Annotated in this window: 18 protein-coding genes; 13 read left to right on the plus strand and 5 right to left on the minus strand. The window is 36.2% G+C overall.

The window, feature by feature from the left end:
- Window positions 1–176 precede the first annotated feature (176 nt).
- Together GH741_RS18870 and GH741_RS18875 are read left to right on the plus strand one after the other, a co-directional pair.
- Window positions 177–1,691: a sodium-dependent transporter gene (locus tag GH741_RS18870; RefSeq protein ID WP_153738323.1), complete on the plus strand. Its 1,515-nt coding sequence runs from the start codon at window positions 177–179 to the stop codon at window positions 1,689–1,691.
- The gene (locus GH741_RS18875) at window positions 1,691–1,795 is read left to right on the plus strand and encodes a methionine/alanine import family NSS transporter small subunit (RefSeq protein ID WP_153738324.1); all 105 of its coding nucleotides are present in this window, start codon (window positions 1,691–1,693) and stop codon (window positions 1,793–1,795) included. The genes GH741_RS18870 and GH741_RS18875 overlap by 1 nt, the downstream gene beginning before the upstream one ends.
- 60 nt (window positions 1,796–1,855) lie before the next feature.
- Here GH741_RS18875 and GH741_RS18880 read toward each other — a convergent pair whose 3' ends face one another.
- Window positions 1,856–2,800 (minus strand): M23 family metallopeptidase, encoded by a 945-nt coding sequence (locus GH741_RS18880; RefSeq protein ID WP_153738325.1) that lies wholly within the window; start codon window positions 2,798–2,800, stop codon window positions 1,856–1,858.
- Window positions 2,801–3,040: 240 nt separating this feature from the next.
- A complete protein-coding gene (locus GH741_RS18885; protein WP_153738326.1) occupies window positions 3,041–3,688 on the minus strand; it encodes a YhcN/YlaJ family sporulation lipoprotein in 648 nt (215 codons plus the stop codon).
- Between the two features lie 172 nt (window positions 3,689–3,860).
- Between GH741_RS18885 and GH741_RS18890 the strand changes: the two genes are divergently transcribed.
- Window positions 3,861–4,133 carry a YutD family protein gene (locus tag GH741_RS18890; RefSeq protein ID WP_153738327.1) on the plus strand — a complete coding sequence of 91 codons (273 nt, stop codon included), beginning with the start codon at window positions 3,861–3,863 and terminating at the stop codon, window positions 4,131–4,133.
- 50 nt (window positions 4,134–4,183) lie between these two features.
- On the opposite strand, the gene GH741_RS18895 is transcribed toward GH741_RS18890, so the two are convergent.
- Together GH741_RS18895 and GH741_RS18900 are read right to left on the minus strand one after the other, a co-directional pair.
- A complete protein-coding gene (locus GH741_RS18895) occupies window positions 4,184–4,465 on the minus strand; it encodes a hypothetical protein (RefSeq protein WP_153738328.1) in 282 nt (93 codons plus the stop codon).
- A gap of 85 nt (window positions 4,466–4,550) precedes the next feature.
- Window positions 4,551–4,817, minus strand: a complete 267-nt coding sequence (locus tag GH741_RS18900; protein ID WP_153738329.1) for a DUF3055 domain-containing protein — start codon at window positions 4,815–4,817, stop codon at window positions 4,551–4,553.
- Window positions 4,818–5,089: 272 nt separating this feature from the next.
- Between GH741_RS18900 and GH741_RS18905 the strand changes: the two genes are divergently transcribed.
- Both GH741_RS18905 and GH741_RS18910 read left to right on the plus strand, forming a co-directional pair.
- Window positions 5,090–5,527 carry a DUF86 domain-containing protein gene (locus GH741_RS18905; RefSeq protein WP_153738330.1) on the plus strand — a complete coding sequence of 146 codons (438 nt, stop codon included), beginning with the start codon at window positions 5,090–5,092 and terminating at the stop codon, window positions 5,525–5,527.
- Window positions 5,528–5,556: 29 nt separating this feature from the next.
- Window positions 5,557–6,192, plus strand: coding sequence for a helix-turn-helix transcriptional regulator (locus GH741_RS18910; protein WP_170287665.1), 636 nt, complete (start codon window positions 5,557–5,559; stop codon window positions 6,190–6,192).
- A 656-nt stretch (window positions 6,193–6,848) separates the two neighbouring features.
- Here the strand turns inward: GH741_RS18910 and GH741_RS18915 are convergent.
- Window positions 6,849–8,399, minus strand: coding sequence for a hypothetical protein (locus GH741_RS18915; protein WP_153738332.1), 1,551 nt, complete (start codon window positions 8,397–8,399; stop codon window positions 6,849–6,851).
- 281 nt (window positions 8,400–8,680) lie between these two features.
- Between GH741_RS18915 and GH741_RS18920 the strand changes: the two genes are divergently transcribed.
- The 8 genes from GH741_RS18920 (at window position 8,681) to GH741_RS18955 (ending at window position 16,181) form a co-directional block, all read left to right on the plus strand.
- Window positions 8,681–9,778, plus strand: a complete 1,098-nt coding sequence (locus GH741_RS18920) for a hypothetical protein (RefSeq protein WP_205677356.1) — start codon at window positions 8,681–8,683, stop codon at window positions 9,776–9,778.
- A complete protein-coding gene (locus GH741_RS18925; protein WP_153738333.1) occupies window positions 9,765–11,933 on the plus strand; it encodes a molybdopterin oxidoreductase family protein in 2,169 nt (722 codons plus the stop codon). The genes GH741_RS18920 and GH741_RS18925 overlap by 14 nt, the downstream gene beginning before the upstream one ends.
- Entirely contained in the window at window positions 11,934–12,536 is a 603-nt protein-coding gene (locus tag GH741_RS18930; protein ID WP_153738334.1) for a 4Fe-4S dicluster domain-containing protein, read from the plus strand.
- Window positions 12,537–12,548: 12 nt separating this feature from the next.
- Window positions 12,549–13,076, plus strand: a complete 528-nt coding sequence (locus tag GH741_RS18935) for a Rieske (2Fe-2S) protein (protein ID WP_338079569.1) — start codon at window positions 12,549–12,551, stop codon at window positions 13,074–13,076.
- 185 nt (window positions 13,077–13,261) lie between these two features.
- The gene (locus tag GH741_RS18940) at window positions 13,262–13,558 is read left to right on the plus strand and encodes a hypothetical protein (RefSeq protein ID WP_153738335.1); all 297 of its coding nucleotides are present in this window, start codon (window positions 13,262–13,264) and stop codon (window positions 13,556–13,558) included.
- A 2-nt stretch (window positions 13,559–13,560) separates the two neighbouring features.
- Window positions 13,561–13,845, plus strand: coding sequence for a hypothetical protein (locus GH741_RS18945; RefSeq protein WP_153738336.1), 285 nt, complete (start codon window positions 13,561–13,563; stop codon window positions 13,843–13,845).
- Window positions 13,842–15,383: an MFS transporter gene (locus GH741_RS18950; protein WP_153738337.1), complete on the plus strand. Its 1,542-nt coding sequence runs from the start codon at window positions 13,842–13,844 to the stop codon at window positions 15,381–15,383. Before GH741_RS18945 ends, GH741_RS18950 begins: the two co-directional genes overlap by 4 nt.
- A 129-nt stretch (window positions 15,384–15,512) precedes the next feature.
- On the plus strand, window positions 15,513–16,181 hold the full coding sequence (locus tag GH741_RS18955; protein WP_153738338.1) for a sensor histidine kinase: 669 nt from the start codon (window positions 15,513–15,515) through the stop codon (window positions 16,179–16,181).

Consider the following 16,181-nt stretch of genomic DNA (forward strand, 5'->3'; position numbering starts at 1 on the left):
TAAAGGATATGACTTTTTGTAAATTTTTCTTACAATAGATGATTATACCTTTGACAATGACTAAAGGACTAGTTATAATCAGTAATTATCAGAAAAGATTTAAAATTTTAAACATTCTCTGTTTTAATCGTTTTTGATTAGTATTAGAATGTTAAAATTTGAAAGGGGAGTAACTAATGGAAAATCGTTCACAATGGGGAACACGTCTTGGTTTCCTACTTGCAGCAATGGGTTCAGCAATTGGATTAGGTAACATTTGGCGTTTCCCAGCTACAGCATTTGAAAATGGAGGCGGAGCTTTCTTTCTTCCATATTTATTTGCATTATTAACAGCAGGTATTCCGCTACTTATCCTTGAGTACACAATAGGACATAAGTATCGTGGTTCTGCACCAAAGTCTTACAGCAAGATTAGCAAAGGAATGGAATGGATTGGTTGGTGGCAAGTTGCCGTTTCATTCGTTATCTCTACCTATTACCCAATTATTATTGCATGGGCAATTATGTATTCATATTTTTCTTTTGGGCAACAGTGGGGAAGCGATGCAACAGGATTTTTCGTAGCAGACTACTTGCAGTTAGCAGATCCAGGAACATTTGGTTCTATGGTACCTATGGTTCTATTTCCATTATTAGCAGTATGGCTAATTGTATTTTTCTTCCTAGGAAGAGGAGTGAAAAAAGGTATTGAGGTAGCAAATAAGATTTTTATTCCTACTTTAGTTGTAATCTTTTTAATTATTGTGGTTCGTGCTCTTACTTTACCAGGTGCCCTTCTAGGTTTGGATGCTTTCTTTAAACCTGACTGGTCGATGATTGCAGATGGTTCTGTATGGGTAGCAGCATATGGTCAAATTTTCTTTAGTTTATCTATTGCATTTGCAATCATGATAACGTACGCTTCTTATTTACCAAAAAAATCTGATATCACAAATAACGCTTTTATTACGGGATTCGCCAACTCGTCGTTTGAGTTATTAGCTGGTATTGGTGTATTCGCGACACTAGGTTTCTTGGCTAGTCAGTCTAATGAAGCAGTTTCAGAAGTAGTAGCAGGTGGTGTAGGTCTAGCCTTTATGGTATTCCCTGAAATTATTAGTCAAATGCCAATGGCAGGACTATTTGGATTCCTATTCTTCGCATCTCTAGTACTTGCAGGATTATCATCTATGATTTCAATTTCTGAAACATATGTTGCTGCAGTTCAAGAAAAGTTTAATGTTTCTCGCGGAAAAGCTGTTGCTTTTGGTGGCGGTCTAGCTGCAGTACTTTCATTATTCTTTGCAAATCAAGGCGGACTTAATTTATTAGATACAGTAGATCGTTTCATAAATAGCTATGGTGTTGCACTCTCAGGATTATTCCAAGTAGTAGCGATAGCTTGGTTTGCTAAGGGACTGAAGGATTTTCAGAGTCACGCAGACAGTGTGTCAGATATTAAACTTGGACTTTGGTGGAGAGTATGTCTTGGTATAATTACACCAGTAGTTTTAGGATATATGATGCTACAAAATCTACGTAGTGAATTGTTAGAAAACTACGGTGGGTATCCAATAGAATATTTATTTAATTTTGGTTGGGTAGTAGCTATTGGTGCAATGTTTGTAGGTGCATTATTTACACTCAAAAAATGGCCATCAAATAAAGCTGATGAAAAAAGTGATTCCGAGGACGAGGAGGTCGCTCAATAATGTCTGTTAGTGCTATTGTAATGATGATTATTGGAGTAGTAATTATTTGGGGAGGACTTGCAGCAAGCATCACATATGCTGTTAAGTCATCAAAACAAAATTAAAGTACAAAACCCTTACCACTATAGGTAAGGGTTTTTTTATGATAATAAACGGAATTATGTTCATTTTTTGTTTCTTGCTTCTCGTTCCCACCTGCTAAGGTATGGATATGGATCAAAAGACCACTCACTATAACCATTATCCTTGTACATTCCATAATGAAGATGTGGAGGGAATTTTCCGGATGTCCCTGGTGGTCCGTAGCCAGTTGCTCCTACAGAACCAATAATATCCCCGGGTTTTACAACATCGCCAACCTTGATCCCTTCTTTATAACCATTTAAATGTGCGTAGTAATGATATCTACTTTTAATATCACGTATTCCGATTCTCCAACCACCAAATCTATTCCAACCTTTCATTTCTACTACTCCATAAGTAGTAGATTTCACTGGAACACCATAATTTGCAAAAATGTCGGTCCCCTCGTGGATTCTTCTGCCACCGAATCCTCGAGCATCTCCCCAAGTATTTCGATAGCTATAATTCATATTTAAAGGTAAAGGGAAGTCATTATCCTCTAGGACAATGGTATTAAAAGTTTGATACACTTTAGCGATATTCGCTATTGTTTGTACAGTTAGTTCACGCTGATAATATTTCCATAAAGCAATTTTAATGTCTTCTCTTGAGGTTCCTTGCTGCTCAATATAGGAGGCCATACTGTATAAAATATCTTCATCATTATTGGGATCAGCTTTTCCATCTCCATTTCCATCTTTTCCCCAACCTTCGAATGCAGATATCCATGAAGCTGTTGTGTTTTTACTAGGGTTTCCTATACCAAACCATTTGATTTCCGGAATAGCAATGGATATTAAATTTTCAGAGTCAGCATCTTTTTTTATGTTTTTTTCATATTTATCAATCGCGGCCAAATAAAACCAAGGTATGTTTGTGACAGCCTCGTTCTTTTTGTATAACGCCAACTTTTCCTTGTTAACGTCTATTTCTTTGTCTTCTTCAGCACTTGATTCTGAAGGATGGAAGACGAGTATAAACAACATTAAAATCAATACGTTAAGGTATCGAGTCAGAATAATTATTAGCACCTCCTAGATAATTTTAGATACTAAGTAGTGTGTACGACATTTCTGGAAAGATAATTGGAAATAGCACCCTTTTTAATAAAATCCGTAACCCCCCACACTTTTAAGACGTCAGGCTTCGAAGTCTAAGTGAGGGATACGGAAGTGACCTCTTAATTGGTTGGACTATGGAGATCTAGTATGAAAGGCTTAATTTCATCATCTATTCATGTTCTCGGCTTCTTCCTTTTCGGTGGTATGTTCTTCATAAACTTCTTCACCTTGAGGAGTTTTCTTCATTTCTTCAATAATGCTATTTAGTGTATTATCATATTCATCATCGATGGTCAGAGAATTTTGTAGGCTTTGTATGTCTCGAAACGTTACGGATTGGTCAGAAACATAAACATCATAGAAACGAGGTAGAAGTGATAGACCTGTTTTACGGGCAATTGTAGCTGCTTTTTCTCTTTCCATATTCTCTGGTTTGTTATAAGCGATTAATACCTCTTTATCAGTTACTAATGTTGCCACTTCTTCAAACCCATCATATCGAATGATCATACGAGTAATTGTATCAGCCATTTCCCATCTATCCATCGCTACATAATGATTACTCTCTGCTTCCATATCAATTTCATCTTTGCTATATTTAACATAGCCAAGACGCGACGTTATTTCTTGATCGGCATCTTTTTCATCTGCCTGAAACTCATCTCTAGCATTATCCCCTTGTAAATTGTGATTGCCGTCATTACCATTTAGGGTGCGTTCCATATCGTGACCTCCCTGATTACCAGTAGCACAACCTGAAACAACTAAAGTACTAGCAAAAAGAGATGACAAAATGAACTTTTTGGTGTTCATTAAAACCCTCCTGACTTAATAAATTTCCCCATTTTTAGTGTGAGTTTTTTATCTAAAGCCATGCTAGCTAAAATAATCAAATAATTATAATTTTTACCATATAAGGATAAGATTAGAATTCAATTTATAAAAAAATATGGTACACTATATACAGTTTAAGGAGTGGATTGTCATGGTTGAAATTGAAGGGAAAACGTATGAAATTATAGAAAATGTAAAAGATGGCTTTCAAGAAGAGCCTTTTACAGAACGTTATAGCGAAATATTAAATAAATATGATTTTATTGTAGGTGACTGGGGTTACGAGCAATTACGTTTGAAGGGTTTTTATGATGATCAAAATCCAAAAGCCGCTTTTGATACTAAAATCAGTACACTAGATGATTATTTATATGAGTATTGTAATTTTGGCTGTGCATATTTTGTTATAAAGCGTATTTACTAATTAAAAAGCTACCAGTTCGGTAGCTTTCCCCTTTACGGATTCATGTTTAGTTACTCTTCTTCTTCTGGCTTTACATCCCCTTCATGGTCATGTAAGGGATGTGCTCCTTCCAATTGTCTAGGAAGGTCTTGATGGAAATCTTTATTAGGAAAATTAAAGGCACTATGGTACCTTTGACCTTCCCTCCATGGTGAACTTTTATTAGTAACAGGTTCATTTTTATTTCTTGGTGAGCCATAAGGACCTTCAGGCATTTGTTCAGGAATAAGATAATTCCTCATGTCTTCAACATTGGAGAAGTCTGAATACTTTTGTTTATCCTTTTTAGACATAACAATCCTCCTCTTTTGGTTATATTAACCCATTAGAGGAGGATTTATTTATGAACTATCCTAAGATTCTATGTGCAAATTTTTTCTAAATAATATCGTACAAGAACGCACGTAAATCCTCAGCCTCAATTTGTGTCAGCATATATGCATGCTCTAAAAGGCCTTTTTCATATATGTTTTCCTTATTTAGCAAAGCAAACCTGTTGCCGTTAAAATCTAAAACTAATTTATCGTTAGAATAATAATTTGTAGTAATAAGCGCTATATCAAATCTCCTATTTTTTCCTTTAAAACTAACGAATCTTGTTTCAGTATTTTCGATAGTATCCTTTATAAATATATTATCCTTCATAATATTCCTCCATATTAAAAGCTTAATTTAATGTAGTCTGTGGTAATTTTAACTATATCATAACAAATGTCACGGTAACTAGAAAACAGAACTTATCTTAAGCTAATAATTATTATGTGTTATGATTAATATAGCTTAAAAAATATGCTTAGTAAAATCGACAATACCGTTTTTACTATCTGATAAAAGTACTTAATCCTTGACCGATATCACAGGTCGAATAATACTATATGTAACTCACACTAGGTAAGCCAAGAAAAGGAGAGTTAAGATTGTATTTTATTGATAGAAACGAAATTGAGAAAACGTTGTTATATATGGAGGGATTGCTCAGGGAAATGGAGCAAAACCGTTTTAATTCATTCCTAGAGAAATTAAGTATGGAAAGAATGGCACATATGATTATTGAATCTATTCTAGATGTAGGTAATATGATGATTGATGGATTCATTATGAGAGATCCGGGTAGCTTCACTGATATTATCGATATCCTTGTTGATGAAAAGGTTTTGCCAGAAGAAGAGTCCGAAAGCTATAAAGAAGTAATCTATCTTAGAAAAATGCTGGTAAAAGAGTATTTAACCATTGACCATGATAAGATTTTGCATATAATTAATATCAATTATGATTCACTAGATAAGTTTAGTAACCGAATAAGAGGTTATCTAGATGATCAAACAAATGTAGCTACTGCGTTTTCGAATCAGTAAGGTAAGACTAGCTTGAAATGAGGGTCGATATGATTAAAAAAAGTTCAGTAAAAGAAAAGATCTTACTCAAATTAAAGCGGGGAAATAGACTAACTATTGTTCAATTGATGGAAGGATTTCATATTACAGATATTGCTTTACGGAGACACATCCATACACTTGAACGAGAAGGGCTAATTCAATCCTTCCAAGAGAAACAGACGATGGGGCGTCCGCATCATGTATATCAACTGACAGACAAAGGTGGAGAACTATTCCCTAACCAGTATCAGCAGTTTTCCGTTGATCTGTTGAAGGAAGTAGAAGAGATTCAGGGAATAGATTTTGTTTATCAACTTTTAGCCAGTAGAACTGACAAATCAATCGATGAGTATAAGAAATTGTTAGAAGATGTTCCAGATTATAATGGCAAGATAAAAAAGCTGGTTCAAATTCAAGAGGACAAAGGATATATGACAGAGCTTCAAGAAAATGCGGACGGCTCCTACACATTAAAACAATTTAATTGTCCTATTTCCAATGTTGCTCGTGAATATAAAGGTATTTGTGGGCAAGAACTCAATTTATTTGAGGAGCTTTTAGAAGATAGTAGTATAGCTGCAACTTCATGCATAGTTAGCGGGGAAAATTGTTGTAGCTTTCTGATTGGAGAGAAGAAAAAGTAAGGAAGGCACACTATCGGTGAGCTTTCCTTACTTTTTCTATTTTATAAAAGTTTGTTGTTTATGACCTAAAATCGATAAAATACGAAGTAGTATCTTCTATCTCTGACACTAATTAAAGTTGAATGATTATATGCCGTTCCGTCAGAATACTTCGCTTTCCATGGGCACGACCTCAGCCTCCTCGGAATCAAAAAGCGATTCTTTCTTCCGGGGTCTTCGGACACGCGTTGTTCCCATAGGACTTGAATTATCTTCCTGAATCACTACGCACCAAGAAAATTGAACTTCATTTTCGAGGAGTCTACGTATTCTGACTACACTGGTGTGGTGTTCTGATTAACGAGAGGGAAAGTGCATGATTGTATGTTGAGATAATTTCCAACTCTTCAAATCACAGCTATTTAAAATTTGTTTAACTAAACTACGCTAGTTTTAATCCTATCTGTCTCCCTTTACTTTTTGTTCAAATAAGATGGTGATTGGAGTGGAGGGCAGTCGACCCCAGCGGGAAAAGCGACGGCTGAAAATCCCGCAGGAAGCGGTTTTCTTCCGAGGAAGTTGAAGCGTTGCCCGCGGAAAGTGACTGCCTGGAGCGCAAATCAACTAGCAGCTACGTCGCATTTTATATCAACTAAGAAAATACCTTTTTTTAAAAACTATAGAAAATATGGACCAAAAAAGAAGGCTAATAGCACAATATGTACTCCCATAAAATAGACGAGCTTAACCGGGACATTCCATTCATTGTGTATAGCCCCATATGTTGCACAAAAATGTGCAATTATTCCAAAAACTGTTATAGATAACCAATCGCTGTATTGGAAAGTAAGATATTCTGGTGCTTTCATATAGATAGTGTCAATGAAGAAGCGATGTTTAAACAAGATAACCGCTAAAGCATAACTCACCAAACCGACATAGTAGACCCAGTTAGGATCACGGTCAAGTAGGTTACGTCTCGATAAATAGATAATGATTAACAATATTAGTGGCCATATAAACCATATACTAGATAACAATATAGCCAAGAAGGCTACTGACAACATTCCAATAGTTTTACCTAAAGCAACAACTAAGTCTGTATTAGAAGGGGTCCTCGTTTGTTCAATTAACTCTTCGTCACTGGACGATAGCAGAATTTTATTAGAAGCACCCTTCAAATCGATCCAAGTTACAGTATTATTATTAATCCACTGGGGCTTAGCTGAAAAAGATGATGTATTACTTCTTCGAAAAACTTCAAAACTGCCATCTTGCTCAATTGCTTCATAAATATTGAAAGCTGTCATTGCATTATACTTTGTTTTGCTCTTCCCATTAGCAGAGAAAAGTATTTTTATCTTTTGATTGTGAAATGCTAGTGAAATATCACTGACATTATTTAATCTAGCAGAACCTTTTGGGTCATTAAATGTTATTTGGTTTAGTGTAGGTCTGTTGTTATCAAAGAGATATAAGGTGTTTACCGGTGCCGTTCCTCCTGCTCCTTTTCTTTCAGTTCTAAAGAGAAATGCTAATCGATTGCCTTCGTATGCCACTGATGCATCTTGTATTCGTTCATTGTGAGATACAGAGAAACTTTGCTGGTGTATGTTAGTTGTTGAATCATTGCTATATTCATAGACGGAAACATTTAAATCTTCTTGTTTTTTTGTATAGGTGAGAAAAACAATACCTCCTTCGGTTTGGGAGGCGACGAGCTCATCAATAGTAGTGTCGAAATTATAAATGGAGTTTGATTTTTTCGTTTGTGGATCCAATTCGAAAACAGTATTTCCTTTTACGTAAACAAGATAGTCCTTTAAGGGATGAAAGCTGTCTGCTTCTGTTATTTTCTTGCCTGTAACACCGTCATAGATAGTTTTATACTGAAAATAAAACAATTCATTATTATACGCAAATACTTTTGTCCATTTGTTAAAAGGAATATCGGGGAATTCTTCCTCATCAATTATGGTGTACTTGTCTCCATAGGTTCTCTTAACTAATGTCTCACTATCAAATTCAACAATTTCGGTAGTTAGCTCATCAGTTTTAGTTACGTAGGGATATTTATTTATGCTGGTTTCTCCAATCGGCAACGCTTTACTCCAGTTTTCTTCTGGAGCTTCAGCTACATTGGATAGATTTTGGTAAAATAACAATCCAATAGCGATTAGTATTCCTATCGCTGGAATAAGCCAATAAAAGCGTTGTTTTATATTCATGTGTTTGACCCTCTTTGCTTGATATTATAGATACATTCATAAGTGGAATTTTATCATTATTAAGAAAACTTTGAAAGCAGATAAATAGATATTGACTTGCCATATCTATTCCACACTCTCTAGTTGCACCCACATAAAGTGAGGTGTTTTTTTATTTTACGTGGCAAAAAGTAATAATAGGGGAATTTCCCCTACAAGATGAGGAGGTTCCCCTATTACGTAAAACCATTTATTTGCCTAAAATTAAATTAACAAAGATAAGTTGGTAAAGGGGAATTCAAATGGAAGAAATAAGCCTGAAAGAACCAATGAAAAATATGAAAAAAAAGACTAACTCTATAAATGATGCATTTGCTTCAAAATTTGCAAAGTCAATGTTTATTGCAGTATGTGGAATAGTGATCTTATCCTTTTTTGGTACTAGAATGTTTACTCACGTGGATTGGAATCTTTATGGATATATGGTAGGAACAATCGTGTTTCTAGGTGGGTTTTTCTATCGATTTATTGCTTGGGGAGAGAGACCTCCAACAAAAATCATTATTAAAAAAGGAATGAAGTTGTTATTTCGGAAATCCACCCCAAAAACATCCGTGGATCATTTAGCAACATATAAATTCATTTGGAATAGGGGAATTTACCGATGGACCCAACACCTTCTGATTGGGTGGGGTGTTATTATATCGTGCCTTGTTACTTTCCCACTCGTTTTTGGTTGGATGTACTTTACGATGGAAGAAAGCGGCATGTACACGATTGTTGGTATGGGTATGGATATTATGACGGTACCTGCAGATGGTTTTATCGCTTTTATGTCCTACAACGCTCTTAACTTTAGTGCGATTATGGTTATCATGGGTGTTTGCATGGCGCTTTATCGCAGGTTAAAAAATATGCAAGCAAGAGCTGAGCAAAATTTCATGTATGACTTTTTACCACTTTACCTACTGATTTTTATTAGTGTTACTGGTCTTGCATTAACCTTTATCAATGTGTTCCTCCACGGTGCAGGACATTACGTGATGTCATTAATTCATCAATACTCGGTGGTCATTACATTAATATATCTACCATTTGGTAAGCTTGCTCATATTCCGTTTAGACCGCTTAGTGTGTTTGCAAAAAATTACCGCGAGCATTATGGCGAAAAATCGATGAAGCAATGTAAGGTGTGCGAAAATGAGTTTGTTTCAACAGAGCAATCGAATGATGTTATCAATGTATTAGGAACAAATGAAATTGAATTTAACATGAAAGATGGTTTCAACTTAGCAGAATTATGTCTACCTTGTCGAAGGAAATATCGCATTGCTAGATTCTCAGGCTTCGCTACCCATGAAGTACCAATCAAGGAGGCAAATCAAAATGCAAAAGGATAAATTTTTCCGAGATATAGAAAATGTAAAACATCCTAATGAAGAATTAGTTAAAACTCATTGTAGTTACTGTGGGATGCAGTGTGGCATGAACCTTAGAGTAGATAAAAGTACAAATAAAATTATTGGTGTTGAACCTAGATATGACTGGCCAGTAACCCTGGGCAAGATGTGTCCAAAGGGTGTTACCGCTTATCAACAAACAAACCATGATGACCGAATTCTTAAGCCGTTAATTCGTGATGATGCTTCTTTGAAAGGAACTAAGGAAGGATTCCGTGAAGCAAGCTGGGATGAAGCGTATGATCTGATTGCTAAAAAATTTGGTGAACTACAAGAGAATTATGGTAAGGATAGTCTATCAGTCTTCAGTGGAGTATCAATGACAAATGAAAAATGCTATCTAACTGGTAAATTTGCCAGAGTAGCCCTAGGAACAAGGTATATAGACTATAATGGTCGTTTTTGTATGTCGAGTGCAGCTGGAGGATTCTTGAGAACATTTGGTGTTGACCGGGGATCAACCTTACCTTGGACAGATCTTCATGAAACGGACTGCTTATTCATTGCTGGTAGTAACACAGCGGAATGCCATCCAACCTCGATGTTTAGGATATGGGCTGTTCAAGAGCGTGGTGGCTATCTAATCATCGCTGATCCAAGAGAAACACCGATAGCTAGAAGAGCGGATGTTCATTTAGATTTGCGCCCTGGTACTGATTTGGCTTTGGCTAACGGCATTTTGAATCTATTAATTCAAAATGGTTATGCAGACGAATCGTTTGTTAATCAACACACAAATGGTTTTGAAGAAACTAAAGAGCTTGTAAAAGATTTTACACCGGAATACACAAGTATGATCACAGGTGTAGCAGTTGAAAAAATTGAAAAAGCTGCTGAGATATACGGAAAAGCTCCAAATGCAATTGTTATGTTTGCTAGAGGAATTGAACAACAACAAAAAGGTGTAGATAATGTTTCAGCATACACCAATATGGCTCTTGTTACAGGGAAGATTGGTAGACCAAAAGCTGGTGTTGCTACCTTTACTGGACAAGGGAATGGCCAGGGTGGTCGTGAACACGGACAAAAGTCTGACTTACTTCCAGGCTATAGAAAGATAACCAATCCTGAGGCTGTTAAAGCAGTTAGTAAGGTTTGGGGCATTGAACCAGAAGAAATGCCAAAGCCAGGTGTATCTGCTTATGAAATGTTTGAACTTATGGACAATAAAACAATTCGAGGCTTGTACTTACTTTGCTCGAATCCAGCTGTTTCGGCGCCAAACTTGAACTTTGTAAGAGGTGCACTGAAAAAATTAGATTTCATGGTATGTGGAGACTTCTTTTTATCTGAATCAGCTGAATATGCAGATGTAATTTTACCTTCTGTTTCTTGGTCTGAGGATGAGGGGACAGTGACGAATCTTGAGGGTCGAATTATTAAGATTAACAAAGCACAAGAACCTATTGGAGAATCAAAGCCTGACTGGCTGATGCAGGTTGAACTTGCAGAAAGACTAGGTAAAGGAAAGAATTTCTCTCACTTAAAAACAGCTAAGGATGTAGCGGATGAATTTAGGTTAGCTACTAAAGGCGGAAACGCTGACTACTATGGTGCAACTTGGGATAAGATCGATGAACAAGACGGTGTGTTTTGGCCTTGTAAGGATAAAGATGACAAAGGAACTCCACACATGTTTCTTGATAAAAAGTTTTATCATCCGGACGGCAAAGCTAAAATCTGTGCACTTCCATATCGACCACCAGCTGAGGAACCATGTGAAAAGTATCCACTAAGGTTAACAACCGGTCGGGTAGTCTATCACTATTTATCTGGGAATCAAACGAGAAGAATTCAGTTCCTTAATGATATGTGTCCAGACCCATATGTTGAAGTTCATCCAATTACAGCTGCGAAATATGACATCAAGCATGATGAATTTATTCTCCTTTATACGCGTAGAGGAAAAGCTAATTATAAAGTGAAAATCACAGAGGCAATTAGAGAAGATACTGTATTTGTCCCTTACCACTTTGGACATGATGAATCAATTAATCTATTAACAATTGCAGCATTAGATCCAATGTCGAAAATGCCCGAGTTTAAAGCTTGTGCTGCTCAAATAGACAAACTTAAATCTGGGAGTGTGCTCTAAATGACTTTTAGTATTGTTGAACCAAAGGATAAAGATGTGCAAAAAAGAAGAAAATTGTATATGGAACTTGAGAACTGTATTGGCTGTAGAGCTTGTCTTGCTGCCTGTACACAGTGTGGCGGACATGAAGAAAGAAATAGAAACTATGTCTACGATGTCAATCCATTAGTAAATAGGCAAACAATGCCTTTGATGTGTTTACACTGTGTAGATCCTGCTTGTGCAAGAAGCTGTCCTGCTCAAGCAATTCAAATCCATGAGTCAGGTGCTGTTTTATCAGCGATGGTAGAGAAATGTATTGGCTGTCAAAACTGTACGATTGCTTGTCCATATGGAATTCCTAAGTTTGATGAAGAAGAAAACCTAATGTACAAATGTGATCTTTGCATTGACCGTACTAAAGATGATATTCCACCAATGTGTGCGAGTGTATGCCCATCAAACACGTTGCAGTGGCTTACAGAGGACGAAATTGCAGATAAAAAACAAGCCACTGAAGTTGGTAACGATAAGTGGGTAACAAGTATGCCTTACCTTGAAGGTGAAACACATGTAACAGTTAATCTTCCGGGTGTACTACAAGGGACAGTGAAACTGTTTTAGGGGGATAATCAAGTGACTACTAACAAAAACAATAGTGTTCCAAAAAAAGATGACAATTACACACATAATATTAATAGAAATAATGAACGTTCTTTAGATCGACGAGGATTTATGAAAACATTAGCGGGTGCTGCAGGGGTTTTCGCAGTAGCCTCCCTTCCTTGGGGGGCACTAGCCGCTAAGGAACTAATGGGACTCGCAGATAAAGAATATCCACATCAAAAAATAACAAATGTAAACGATATTGCGGTTGGAGATTCGGTTGAATTTCACTTTCCTAGTGAACATGATAGTGCTGTGTTGATTCGTTTAGAAGAAAGTAAATATGTAGCCTACCAAAATGCTTGTACACATTTGAGATGCCCTGTTTATTGGGTGAAGGAACAAAAGGAAATGGTATGTCCTTGTCATCATGGAGTATTTGATGTTAACACGGGTGCTCCAACTGCTGGTCCACCAAGAAGGGCACTTCCTGAAATTGTAGTACATGTGGAGGATGGTGCAATATTTGCGGTGAGGGTGAAACGTTATGAAGCGTAGTTATTTTGGAGTGATTATACTTTGTATTACTTTAAGTATGAATATTGTCTTTACTCAGTTACTAGTTCACCAATATTACCACGAAAATTATATAAACGTACTAATATATATGACTTGTAACATTATCTTATTTCCTGTTGCTATATTTGTTTATAAAAAGGAAAAAAACAAAGGGGGCGCTAACTATGAAAAAAAGTGAGACTTACTTGGATTTTTGCTTCATAAGGGAAAAATCAGGTCAACTTGCAACTGAAGTTCAATCGGCATTTGAGCAGCTTTTTAAATACGAGCGTCTCCATTGGTATTTAGATGAAAAAGAAGAAATGGAAGCTGAAATAGTTGTAGCAGAAGTCAAGGGCATGAGTAGATGGTTATCAGAACAAGAAGTTATTGATCATTTAGAGGAAAATGCAAGTGAAAATTTTTGGTCAATGCTACAAGGTTATCAATTTCAAGTACTTCCTGTAATGAAGGGGTGTTAATTATGTCTACTGTTAAGAAAAGTGATCTAGAAAAATATATTAATTCTCCTGTCCAAGTTTGTATCCATGGGAAAGAAGGAGAAGACAGGGCACCTTGGATTGATAGGCAAATAAGTCAGTTAGCACTTTGTCCGGATCAGACTCATTTACGCATTTATTTTGATAAGCACTTTTTTTTCGCCGTTCCTTTGGAAAGTAAAGTTGATCAAAACGAACAACAATGGTCTGCTTATGACAAGAATGCAGAACTATATTATGTAATTAGAAGTGAGGAGAAAATAGAATGATTAAAAAAATACAACTCCCATTGCAAACAATGAATCTTACCGTAGGTTTTATGGTTTGGGTAATTCTTTCATCTTTACTATCATTTATTATAGAAGACATACAAATTACCCCACAGCAAGCTGCTTGGGTTACAGCAATACCAGTAATATTAGGATCCATTCTACGAATTCCAATTGGCTATTATACTAATTTAATTGGGGCAAGAACAGTTTTCATTATTAGTTTTATTCTTTTACTTCCGCCCGTTTATTATATAAGTATTGCCAATTCATTTTTGGACTTAGTTATTGGTGGACTATTTATCGGTATCGGTGGTGCTGTATTCTCTGTTGGGGTAACCTCTTTACCTAAGTATTACTCAAAAGACCGTCATGGTTTTGTAAATGGAATCTATGGTGTAGGTAATCTAGGAACAGCTCTTACGGCATTTGCTGCTCCAGTAATCGCGGCTAGATTCGGATGGTCAGCAACAGTACAGTTTTATATGGTTCTACTTGGTATTTTTATACTAGCTAATATTTTCCTAGGTGACAAAAATGAAGTTAAAGTAAAGACACCTTTAATTCAACAAATTAAAAGTGTTTATAAGAACGAAAAGTTATGGATTTTTTGTTTGTTTTATTTCATAACATTTGGCTCGTTTGTTGCGTTTACAGTTTACTTACCTAATTTCCTTGTAACAAATTTTAATCTAGATAAGGTAGACGCCGGAATAAGAACTGCAGGGTTTATTGCTGTTGCTACTTTCACACGTCCACTAGGTGGATGGCTTGGTGATCGATTTAATCCATTAGTTCTACTTATGTATGTATTTGGTGGCTTTACTGTAGCTGCAATTTTGCTATCATTTGCTCCATCTATTACTTTATATACTGTTGGTTGTTTGTCGATAGCAGTTTGCGCCGGTGTTGGAAATGGCGTAGTCTTTAAATTAATGCCGTTATACTTCAATAAACAAGCAGGAATTGCAAACGGGATCGTAGCTGCAATGGGCGGACTTGGAGGGTTTTTCCCACCACTTATACTAACTACTCTTTATGACTTGACTGGGCACTATGCAATTGGATTTATGGCTTTGTCTCAGGTAGCACTAGCGAGCTTAATTATTGCGATGTGGATGTATTACCAAGAGAAGCTCACTTTATCACATCAGGTCATGGAGACAACTCCTTTAGGGATGATGGTTACGGACAAAAATGGTAAAATTGTTACTATCAATCCAGCTTTCACCAAACTTACTGGTTATGACGCTGAGGAGACAATAGGAAATAGTCCAAAAATGCTTAGCTCAGGGAAACAATCAAAAGAATTCTATCAAGATATGTGGAATAATTTAAAAAATAATGGATACTGGCAGGGTGAAATTTGGAACAAAAGAAAAGATGGTAGGCATTATCTTGAGTGGTTAACAATTAATGCTATTAAAGATGATGCGGAAGAAGTCATTCAATATGCTGGCGTATTTAGCGATATTACTGAAAGCAACGGCATAACTAAATCACATCAAGCTAATACAAAAAAAAGAATAGTGAATTAAAATTGCCAATCGTTTATATAAAACAACTGAAGGAAGTCTGACATACAGTTTAGGGCTAAGTGACTTCCTTTCAGGTTTGTTCATTGTTTATAAACCAGCTAGTGCATTAAGGGGGGAGGATAGACTATTATGGAGCTTAAAGATATAAATCACGCCAGTACGTATATCATTCAGTCACAAGAAGAGGAAATAAAACGGATTGCTCTTGAGCTCCATGAGGGTATTAGTCAAAACCTATATAGCTTATACACAGGTTTAGAGTTTATACAGTCTGGCATAGGGCAGCCACATATACAAGCTTACACAAGGGAATTAACAGAATTAGTCAATCGAACGATTAAAGAAGTAAGACTATTGTCTGTTGAACTCTATCCTTCTACACTAATGACACTCGGATTAAGTGCTGCTCTTAAAAGCTATATAAAGTTGTTTACTTCAACATTTGGAGTCATAATTAATATTAAAACTGTTGGTATTGAACGAAATGTATCTGAAGAAAAAAGTTTGGCGGTATTCAGAACATGTCAAGAGGCTTTGATCAATATAGCTAAATACGCTGATACTTCCGAAGCGAACTTATCTTTTACATGGGAAGAAGAATCATTAAGGATAGTCATTGATGATATTGGGCTGGGTTTTGATGTACAAGAAGCGATAGATAGAAAACTATTTAAGGGCATAGCAGCGATGAAACAGCGGATGATTATTGCAGGTGGTGATTGTCATCTGTCTTCTAGTCTAGGCAAGGGAACAAAGGTAACGATTGTTTTGCCTATTCGGGAATTAGGAGGGGTGTAG

This window comes from Aquibacillus halophilus (genome assembly GCF_009649745.1).
GTDB classification, from domain to species: Bacteria; Bacillota; Bacilli; order Bacillales; family Amphibacillaceae; genus Aquibacillus; species Aquibacillus halophilus.

What these genes read in the sequence shown, in the direction of transcription:
- GH741_RS18920 (WP_205677356.1), top strand. Translation starts at nt 8,681, where the DNA reads ATGGAAGAAATAAGCCTGAAAGAACCAATGAAAAATATGAAAAAAAAG.
- GH741_RS18910 (WP_170287665.1), top strand. Translation starts at nt 5,557, where the DNA reads ATGATTAAAAAAAGTTCAGTAAAAGAAAAGATCTTACTCAAATTAAAG.
- GH741_RS18915 (WP_153738332.1), bottom strand. Translation starts at nt 8,399, where the DNA reads ATGAATATAAAACAACGCTTTTATTGGCTTATTCCAGCGATAGGAATA.
- GH741_RS18955 (WP_153738338.1), top strand. Translation starts at nt 15,513, where the DNA reads ATGGAGCTTAAAGATATAAATCACGCCAGTACGTATATCATTCAGTCA.
- GH741_RS18880 (WP_153738325.1), bottom strand. Translation starts at nt 2,800, where the DNA reads ATGTTGTTTATACTCGTCTTCCATCCTTCAGAATCAAGTGCTGAAGAA.
- GH741_RS18940 (WP_153738335.1), top strand. Translation starts at nt 13,262, where the DNA reads ATGAAAAAAAGTGAGACTTACTTGGATTTTTGCTTCATAAGGGAAAAA.
- GH741_RS18870 (WP_153738323.1), top strand. Translation starts at nt 177, where the DNA reads ATGGAAAATCGTTCACAATGGGGAACACGTCTTGGTTTCCTACTTGCA.
- GH741_RS18875 (WP_153738324.1), top strand. Translation starts at nt 1,691, where the DNA reads ATGTCTGTTAGTGCTATTGTAATGATGATTATTGGAGTAGTAATTATT.
- GH741_RS18890 (WP_153738327.1), top strand. Translation starts at nt 3,861, where the DNA reads ATGGTTGAAATTGAAGGGAAAACGTATGAAATTATAGAAAATGTAAAA.
- GH741_RS18925 (WP_153738333.1), top strand. Translation starts at nt 9,765, where the DNA reads ATGCAAAAGGATAAATTTTTCCGAGATATAGAAAATGTAAAACATCCT.
- GH741_RS18885 (WP_153738326.1), bottom strand. Translation starts at nt 3,688, where the DNA reads ATGAACACCAAAAAGTTCATTTTGTCATCTCTTTTTGCTAGTACTTTA.
- GH741_RS18895 (WP_153738328.1), bottom strand. Translation starts at nt 4,465, where the DNA reads ATGTCTAAAAAGGATAAACAAAAGTATTCAGACTTCTCCAATGTTGAA.
- GH741_RS18945 (WP_153738336.1), top strand. Translation starts at nt 13,561, where the DNA reads ATGTCTACTGTTAAGAAAAGTGATCTAGAAAAATATATTAATTCTCCT.
- GH741_RS18930 (WP_153738334.1), top strand. Translation starts at nt 11,934, where the DNA reads ATGACTTTTAGTATTGTTGAACCAAAGGATAAAGATGTGCAAAAAAGA.
- GH741_RS18950 (WP_153738337.1), top strand. Translation starts at nt 13,842, where the DNA reads ATGATTAAAAAAATACAACTCCCATTGCAAACAATGAATCTTACCGTA.
- GH741_RS18900 (WP_153738329.1), bottom strand. Translation starts at nt 4,817, where the DNA reads ATGAAGGATAATATATTTATAAAGGATACTATCGAAAATACTGAAACA.